Annotated in this window: 9 protein-coding genes and 1 pseudogene; 1 reads left to right on the forward strand and 9 read right to left on the reverse strand. The window is 50.8% G+C overall.

Annotation, left to right across the window (positions count from 1 at the left end):
- A pseudogene (locus BAA01_03700) lies at positions 1–150 on the forward strand (transposase).
- A 47-nt stretch (positions 151–197) separates the two neighbouring features.
- Here BAA01_03700 and BAA01_03705 read toward each other — a convergent pair.
- The 9 genes from BAA01_03705 to BAA01_03745 form a co-directional block, all read right to left on the reverse strand.
- Entirely contained in the window at positions 198–527 is a 330-nt protein-coding gene (locus BAA01_03705; protein ID OUM85383.1) for a hypothetical protein, read from the reverse strand.
- A gap of 227 nt (positions 528–754) precedes the next feature.
- Positions 755–1,288: a hypothetical protein gene (locus BAA01_03710; GenBank protein OUM85384.1), complete on the reverse strand. Its 534-nt coding sequence runs from the start codon at positions 1,286–1,288 to the stop codon at positions 755–757.
- Positions 1,289–1,917: 629 nt separating this feature from the next.
- Positions 1,918–2,367, reverse strand: coding sequence for a hypothetical protein (locus BAA01_03715; protein ID OUM85376.1), 450 nt, complete (start codon positions 2,365–2,367; stop codon positions 1,918–1,920).
- Positions 2,368–2,747: 380 nt separating this feature from the next.
- The gene (locus BAA01_03720; GenBank protein OUM85377.1) at positions 2,748–4,106 is read right to left on the reverse strand and encodes a hypothetical protein; all 1,359 of its coding nucleotides are present in this window, start codon (positions 4,104–4,106) and stop codon (positions 2,748–2,750) included.
- A 3-nt stretch (positions 4,107–4,109) separates the two neighbouring features.
- Positions 4,110–5,201 (reverse strand): ATPase, encoded by a 1,092-nt coding sequence (locus BAA01_03725; GenBank protein OUM85378.1) that lies wholly within the window; start codon positions 5,199–5,201, stop codon positions 4,110–4,112.
- Complete coding sequence (locus tag BAA01_03730) at positions 5,170–5,406, reverse strand: hypothetical protein (protein OUM85379.1); 237 nt, start codon at positions 5,404–5,406, stop codon at positions 5,170–5,172. Before BAA01_03730 ends, BAA01_03725 begins: the two co-directional genes overlap by 32 nt.
- Positions 5,407–5,519: 113 nt before the next feature.
- Complete coding sequence (locus BAA01_03735; GenBank protein ID OUM85380.1) at positions 5,520–5,825, reverse strand: hypothetical protein; 306 nt, start codon at positions 5,823–5,825, stop codon at positions 5,520–5,522.
- A 57-nt stretch (positions 5,826–5,882) separates the two neighbouring features.
- Complete coding sequence (locus tag BAA01_03740; GenBank protein ID OUM85381.1) at positions 5,883–6,230, reverse strand: hypothetical protein; 348 nt, start codon at positions 6,228–6,230, stop codon at positions 5,883–5,885.
- Between the two features lie 25 nt (positions 6,231–6,255).
- Complete coding sequence (locus tag BAA01_03745; GenBank protein ID OUM85382.1) at positions 6,256–7,158, reverse strand: hypothetical protein; 903 nt, start codon at positions 7,156–7,158, stop codon at positions 6,256–6,258.
- Positions 7,159–7,964: the final 806 nt, after the last annotated feature.

Consider the following 7,964-nt stretch of genomic DNA (forward strand, 5'->3'; position numbering starts at 1 on the left):
GTTTATCTGGAAAAGTTCAAGACCCGCAAGGAAGCGCAAAGCAAGATTTTTGAATATATCGAGTTTTTCTACAATCGCAAACGAGTCCATTCGGCGATCGGGTATCTCACACCCATTCAATGCGAACAAATGTACGATTATGTTGCGTAATTTTCTCGATTCCATGTGTCCAATCTATTGACAGAGGTCCAGTGGTCTCAATCCACCCCAATGATATCTTTCGTATCAAACCAATCTCCATTTATCCTGATGCGCCCCGACACCGGTTCGAACTGCTCCACGATGCCCTCCACGATGCAACATTCGAACGGATCATACATTCGCAGCCGCACTGGTGTCCGTTCATACAGTGACCGCGCGATCATCTCATTGATCCGTTCCCACTCCTGCTCGTCGAGCGTCGGACGTTCCCGCCTTCCGCCCCGGCGCGCCTCGTCCCGGCGGCTGCGCATCCGCTCCTTGTGCTCGGGCAGAATCATCCGGCTCGCCTCCCACAGCAAATTGCGACCCTCGGTCAGCTTGTTCACCCGTTTCATTCCGTATCACCTCATTGTCTTCTCAGTATCCTTAAGCTGTCTCGGAATCCGGGTCCGCGCCGAATGCCCGCGCCGGCCACCGCCGGTTTCCGCCGGCTCTCGCCAGCGGCCCTCCGCGCTATTTCGTGTGCCCGCCGATTTTGACCGCGCGATCCCGCGCCTGTCCCGCAGCAGGCTGCCAGCACGAATCCGGTGCGGCAGGCTGGATCGTGCGCTACTCAATTCCTACTTTGGTACGGCACAGCGTCCCCTCTTTTTGTAATGGCCAGTTTCAAGAACTCGCCTCGCAACCAGTCGAACCATTCGCTGTGGGGACGATCCAGGCCAAATTCTTTTTCCCCGTTCAATCGGTACTCGTGAATTTCACCAGATAGTTTCGCCCGAATGAGATAAAACCATTTCGGCTCGTACAGGATCGACAATTTGTCTGCCCAACAAAGCTTGCTTGGAGGCTGGCCGTGGAGTCGGGCATAGTGGCGGCTGTGATACAATACCAGATCGCCATATTTGTCGCCAAACAACCACCGCGCGATCCTCGCGCCCAGTTCCGGGTGCCGCTGACCTTCCGGGCCGTCTATGTTCGGCGCTGACCAATATCCCCAATCATGGATGATGATGCAGACAACTTCACGCCAACTGGGTTGGCCATACAGGCTTTTCCAGGCTCGATAAACCGTCCATGGGTGCCAGATAAACTGATGCACACCGAAAAGCAGGCTCCGACGCCCCAAAGGGAACCACTTCTGTTTCATGGATTTTGACCTCCGAACAAATGTTCCTGTCTTATTATATAAACAAACGTTCATCTGTTCAAACACAACATACCGATGCGGGATTGCGCGGTTCACCCGTTGGATCAGGTGCGCGAACTGCCACTCGTTCTCGTTTCGCTTCCGATAATTGGCCAGATTGCAGAGAATCAGAACGTAGTCCGAAATGCGCCCGGCCAGGTGTTTGATGCTTTTCCGATGCACCGGCTCCCCGACGTAACCGTTCCGCTCATAAAACCCCTGCAAGGTGGTCGTGACAGCGAATAGAGTGGCATCCGGGTGACGCCGTCTGAACCTGCGGATCGCGTCTTTACGCATGGCGAAGAACTTGGCCGGGGTTGCATAGTAAAACCCGAACGCGGGATGGCAGTGTAGCTCGTACTCCCCAGATCGTTTCCGGCTGAAAATGTAGTACCGGTTCAAGTAACAGCCACTGATCTTGGCGTAAAGGGCAACCAAGAGAGCGATAAATACCGGTGCAATCAGAACAATGCAGACAATCACAAGTAGAACAAAACTATTCAAAGAGCATTCCCCTTTCTTGGAACTAAAAGAAGGTCAATCCGCCTAAAAACAAGGAAGCAGGGCTGCTTGATCGCCCTGCTTCGAAATTAAATTTTGTCAAGTTTCTCAATCAGTTCTTCCAACACTTTCTTCATTGTTTGGTTTTTTGTGCGGGTTTTCTTTGAACGCTTGCCATCGGTATCCTCGTCTCCAACCAACGCTCTCATGCGTTCAGCTACGAGTTCGTCAATGTTTATAGTCACAACTTGAAAATCATTCTCGTCATCATCCTCGTCACGTTCCCAGTCAAAATCATCATCATCTTCTTCTTCAAAGGGGTTGTACCCTGGAGGGTACAAGTGTTTATATCTTTCATATAGTTGAAGCAAATATTCCTTTTCTTGACGCTCTCTTTCTCGCTTCTCTTCCTCCGTTTCCTCTTTTTGTTCGGGATATTCAATAATTTTTTCAGGGAAACCGCTGTAACAACCTGCGTAATCGTATTCACACCCGTCGCACTCAATTCGTCCACAGTTCGGGCATTCCAAGTTGGGCATACGTAAGCCACTCCTTCTCAGGAATTTTTCAGATTTCAAACACCGTTAAGCAGCCCCGTTTTCAGATTCAGATAAGAATCCGTTTTCTCTCAAAAGAGTGATTGCTTTTAACTCCCTTGCTTGTGGTTCAGTAAATGGGAATAGGACTGCGTAAAGCGGCCCTATTCCCAACAAATGTCTTCCAAAGTCGGGAATACCCTATTATTTCACTCAGCTTGTTCCTTCTGTTTTGTATTCGTTATAGTCTTCAATTGCGTTCTGAATAGTGAATTTTCGCGCCCACTCATCGCAAAGATCGCCGTCACAAGATAAACGAATCCAAGCGGGAATATCTGATTTTTCAATTTGGTTCTGAATGTTCATTCGGATCACCTCATTTTTCAAATTTCAAACGCTTGATGCGCCGCATCATCCAGAAGATTTTTTGCTTTCACGACGCGGTCTGAAAACTTTGAAACCGTAAATTCCTTCGCTGTCCCAAGCAGAAGGGACAAAACCCGAAAGTCTTTCTTTAGTTTCAGCGCGTTCCAGTTTTCAAGGAATTTATCGGATACATCTGCCTCCCCGTCAGTTACAAAAATGACGTCTGCCCGGTTAAAATTGCTCTGTTCAATGACCGCAGCTGCGTTTTTTAAAGGCTTTTCAAAGTTTGTCCCACCGTCAAGGAATTGGGCAGCCAGTTGGATCATGTCATTGATTGTAATCCGGCCTTTTCCGTATATCTTAGGGGCCAAGGCCTCGTTACTGAACGGAATCAATGCAAAATCCCTGTGCTGTTTTCGTGAAATGCTCATGAGCGCAAGAACAAAGCCTTTTGCAATTGTATCCTGATCACTCATACTTCCGGATTGATCCAAACAGAGGATAATCGGGCCCTTCCCAAGCTGTTCTTTTCCTTTCGTGTCATACTGAAGTGTTTGACCCTCTGCAAACCGGCGCAGGAAATCACTTTTCGTGATGGGGCTGGAGAAAGCAGCAAGCTCCGATGGAAGCAATTTTTCCACCTGATTCCCCCTCGTGATCCCGCTGCGATCAATGGATTCCCGATGTTTGGAACGCTGCTTCTGACGGGCAATCAGCTTCAGGCGGCCGGCCCACTGGGCAATTTCCTTTAACTTGGGCTCGGCAGACAGTTTTTCAGCCAAAGCCAGTTGATCCCGCAGCGGAACCTTCTTCAGTTCCGCGTCGCCACTTCCTGCTTCAATACCCCCAAGTAAGGATTTCAGATTATCTTTTGTTTGAATGGCATCTTTAGCCGCGCGGCTAAGCGACTTGGCCAGGACTTGACCATTTTGCTCAAGCGCCTTTGCCAATGCTTTTACCGCCTGCTGCACCGCGTCGCCTTCACCGCTCATAACCTGCTGAAGGGCTTGCCGGAAACTTTGATTCTGCTTTGCCTGCTCATCGATCCACCCCAGCACCGTCTCAGTGTACTTCACCGTACCCAGTGCGGATGCCAGATCATCCAGTCGAGTGAACTCACGAAATTCATGGAAGCCGTTTTCGTTCATTACACGCTCCATGAGTTGACGGTTCATCTCCAACGCTGGATCGACTTCTGTAAGCAGCTCCGGTTTCATTTTGAACAGTCCGGCCCACATATCGCCCATTAAAGGTCGGAAGGAAGGGAAAGTTTCCTTCCCCTTCCGCTCCAACTGTTGCATTTTCTCGGACATTTCGAGCAATTGCACGAAACGTCTGCGGTCAAATGCGTCCGTGTTCAGCACCGAATCGTGCATTTGTCACACCCCCAATACCTGGGAGGCAATTTTCTCAAGCGACTTTTGAATCGCCTGTATCGCATTGTCGATTTCTTTACGATCCGGATAATTCTGATTAAGATTTTGCAAGTCGGACACCAACATTTTCAGCTTCTTTGTCGCTTCAACCGCCTGCTCGGGAGTGTTGTTTTTGGTGACCGATTCTAAAATACTTCTCATTTCGTCCCTTACCTCATCCAGTTTTGTCTTTACCGGGTCTTGCGCGTGTTTCTTCACAATCCCGGCGACCTTCTCCCGTTGTTCAGGCCGCTCCCACAGGCTGTTTTTGAGGATCAAAATGTCTTCGACAACAGCCTGTCCTCTTCCCTCCAACACTGCTTTTGCACGGATCACAGAAAGCGACTGCTTGAAGCGCCGATCGGAAGGCCGTATTCCCTCATCCATAAGCTCTCGGCGGATATTGGCGAGCGTCGTGTACACTTCGTCGGGGATTGTGACGGTGTCGCTAAAAAATTGCAGTTCATAAAGTTCGTCGATGGTCATGTCCGCCGGAACCGACTGAGGACCTCTCATCATGGAGAGAAACGCCTGGTCTTCGCCGATATAGCCCACTTCAAAACGCAGAAGGAACCGGTCAAAGAGCGCTTCCAGCCCTTCGCCTTCCTCCGGATACTCATTGGATGCTCCAACCAGCGTCATGAGCGGAACTTGCACCGGATGTCCGTTGTTGTAAAACAGCCTTTCGTTGATGATCGAAAGAAGGCTGTTTAGAATCGCCGAATTTGCCTTGAAGATTTCGTCCACAAACGCAAGGTGCGCCTCAGGCAACTTTCCGGCGATGTTTCGTTTGTAGATGCCTTGCTCAAGTTCCTTGAGACTCACCGGACCGAACAGCTCCTCCGGCGTGCTGAAGCGGGTGAGAAGCCACTGGAAATGGTTCGCTCCGGTGATCCGCTTCGTTAGTCCGGAAACCAGGGCCGATTTTCCGGTGCCAGGCGGGCCGATGAGCAGGCAGTGCTGCCGTGCAATGAGGGCGACGATCAAACCTTCAATCACTTCTTCCCGCTCGGCAAATTCCTGGTTAAGCGCGTTTTGGATGGCTTTGATTTTCATGACGACCCTCCAGTTCCAAAATGGTTTTCAGAATTTCAAAAATGGCCAGCGTCATGATAAATTCGCGGACTGCCCGGTTTTTCCACACTTTCATGAGACGGTCAAGAAACCGAAGGACTTCAAAGATGTCCGCGCCGCGCTTCTTGCGCCTTTGGACGGCTCGTTTGATCGCCATACAGATTTCCGTGGCGAGATCGTCTTTCAAAGGAATCCCCCGCTTTTAACAGAGAAAAGCCACAAGCAACCAAAGGTCGCTTGTGGCTTTTCAACAGTGGAATCCGATTTTAAGATTGTATCGACGCAGCAATAAGATCTTGTTTATTTTGCGCCTTTGTCCAAAAATTCAATGAGTTTTTGTTCCCGCTCGCGCGTCTCCGCCTCGTTTATCGCGTCAGGCTGCTTGATCCCCATTTTTTCCCGCACGGCGCGGTGAAAGGACTCGGGAATTTTGTCGTAGTCGATCGTGATCGCCGGTTTTGCTTCCCGCGGGATGTTTTCCGTGATGTGCTCAACAACGACGGCTGCGTGAAGGTTGTAGTGTTCCTCCCCGTCGATCACTTCATACGGGAAGTTGGTCGTTCGAACACCATCAATGTTCATGGTCTTCTTCCCCCTCATCGCCATCGCCTCCCCTTTCCTGGTGAACATATTATAACCAAAATCCGGGGCGACGACATCATTTCAGATATGGCGGCCAGAAGCCTCAAACGCCGTGATGACAGTAAACAAAAGGCTTCGCCCGCGGCGTTTCAGGGCCAATGCCACTGCAATCTTTCTTCCTTCATGCTCTCCCACAACCGTAAACACGGGGTCGGGATTCGCATAAGGGTTTTCCCCATATGGGTATTGAAATGGCTCGTGCATCTCGGTCGGGCGGTTGCGGTAAACAATGTGCTCGACCGTTTTCCGCGTTATGCCCCTTTCATCCATCCTTTCATTTGCGTGTTCCGAATACCGCAAGTCCCCGCGATCAACATGATCGCGAAGGACCTGCTGTATCAAGTCCCAATGATCGGAGTACGCTTGCAACAAAAGCCCCTCCTTTCTTGGCTTTTTACACGGCCATATTTATCAGCGCAGCCGAAACCTTCTCCCGGATGCCGGCAACAAGCTCCTCCATTTCCTTCAGATCGCCCGTAATGATGGCTTTGTACTGCACATAGTCCTGGGCGACTTGTCTTGCGTGTTCCAGGATTTCTTTCATCTGGCCCTTGGGGAGCTGGTTGGATACGCCTTCTTCGCATGCGCGCAGCGTCTCGCGCAGGTGATCCAGAAGCTTCCGCGTGATCAGATTGCGCATATCGGTCGTATCGATGAGGGGAACCTTCTCCCCTTCGCCGTGATCCAGAAGCTTTACAAACCGAAGCATCGCTTCCAGCCGATCCGTGTGCCGGGCCGGGACGAAGTAGACGCCGCCAGACGGCCTTACAGGCGTGGGCGCCATGCTTTTCAGGATACTCATGATGACGGAGCGGATCGTGTTGGTCCCGTAGTTGTGCCGGTAAATCTCAAACTTCGTCACGGCGTCCCGGGCCAGCTCTTCGGCAAGACGCGATATGGCGCTTACGGTCACTTTGGCGCTGGTTTTATCCAGCACAAGCGTGGCGGCCGCTCCGTCATATGCCAGACGGCGTCCCTTTTGGTCGACCACCTCGCACACGATGTTGCGCTGAATCATGCGGTTGTCGGAGGCAACCTCTCGAAAGAGATAGTTTTCAACGACCGCCTCCGAAATCCGGTGCCGAAACTTTTTGGACGTCGCACGCCTGAAGGCATCCGGGAGTCGGATTTCATGCGGCATGAAACCTTCGCCAAGGCCGGCTTCCACCATCTTTTTCTTGAGTTCGTCCCGCGTGATGAGCATCTCGGATAGCGAGTACCAGGTCAAATGACCGATGATGCTGACATCTCCGACGGACTGCTTTACGGCGACGACATTTTTCAAAATGCTGCTCATGCTCTTCAAACCTCCGTTCATTTTTTAATAAAAAAGCCGGATCACGCGATCGCTCGCGCAAGCCGACCTCATTTCAAAACGTTTTTAGATTTTCTCCCACTAAATGCAAAAAGCCGATTCATCGCGCGAACCATCACGCAACGAATCGGCTTTAACTTTGCTCTTAAGTTTCAAAGCGCAGATGCGTGCGCCAAACTTTTTTCACGGCCCTCTCGGTACCGTGGCCCTCATCTCCGGCATCGGGAGTGTCGGGGAATTCTTCCGCTCCGTGTTGCCCCGCTTCCGCACCTGTCTCCATCAGGGGGAAGTTCACGGATGGGGTAGCCAACTGCTGTCCTTTCGGATTCAGCGCCCTTCTTGTGTCGGTTTCGTGGAGATCGAAACCACAAGCGAGGGAGACCCCTTGTCTCCGGCAAAAGGGAGTTAGGGATGGTAAGTTCTGTTAACATTATATCCCTTCCCTTATGCAAATGCAAGCATATGTTCGATCAAAAGGCAAATTGACCAGTCGAAGCAAGAATATATTTTTAAAGATTGCTCCTGAATCCGTGATCGTCCGCGGATAGTTTCGGAACCCGGTTTCTGAAACCGGTAATTTTAGTCATTTTTTCTGTGATGGTCGTAAGAACTGGCTTTTTACGATGGCAGAAGGACGCATCATAGCTTGTCAATTCAAATCCATGAATGCCAAACAGACCTGGCGGACGACAGGTCGTTCCAAAGCGTCTCCTGCATCATGTCCGTGTCATGCAAACGCCCGGTAAACCCTCTCCAACACCGATGACCAGGGACTGTGCTTTGCTAAG

The organism is Bacillus thermozeamaize, from assembly GCA_002159075.1.
Taxonomy (GTDB): domain Bacteria; phylum Bacillota; class Bacilli; order ZCTH02-B2; family ZCTH02-B2; genus Bacillus_BB; species Bacillus_BB thermozeamaize.

Excerpts from the sequence above, each read along its gene's own strand:
- BAA01_03715 (OUM85376.1), bottom strand. The coding sequence starts at position 2,367 with ATGCCCAACTTGGAATGCCCGAACTGTGGACGAATTGAGTGCGACGGG.
- BAA01_03725 (OUM85378.1), bottom strand. The coding sequence starts at position 5,201 with ATGAAAATCAAAGCCATCCAAAACGCGCTTAACCAGGAATTTGCCGAG.
- BAA01_03745 (OUM85382.1), bottom strand. The coding sequence starts at position 7,158 with ATGAGCAGCATTTTGAAAAATGTCGTCGCCGTAAAGCAGTCCGTCGGA.
- BAA01_03710 (OUM85384.1), bottom strand. The coding sequence starts at position 1,288 with ATGAAACAGAAGTGGTTCCCTTTGGGGCGTCGGAGCCTGCTTTTCGGT.
- BAA01_03720 (OUM85377.1), bottom strand. The coding sequence starts at position 4,106 with ATGCACGATTCGGTGCTGAACACGGACGCATTTGACCGCAGACGTTTC.
- BAA01_03735 (OUM85380.1), bottom strand. The coding sequence starts at position 5,825 with ATGGCGATGAGGGGGAAGAAGACCATGAACATTGATGGTGTTCGAACG.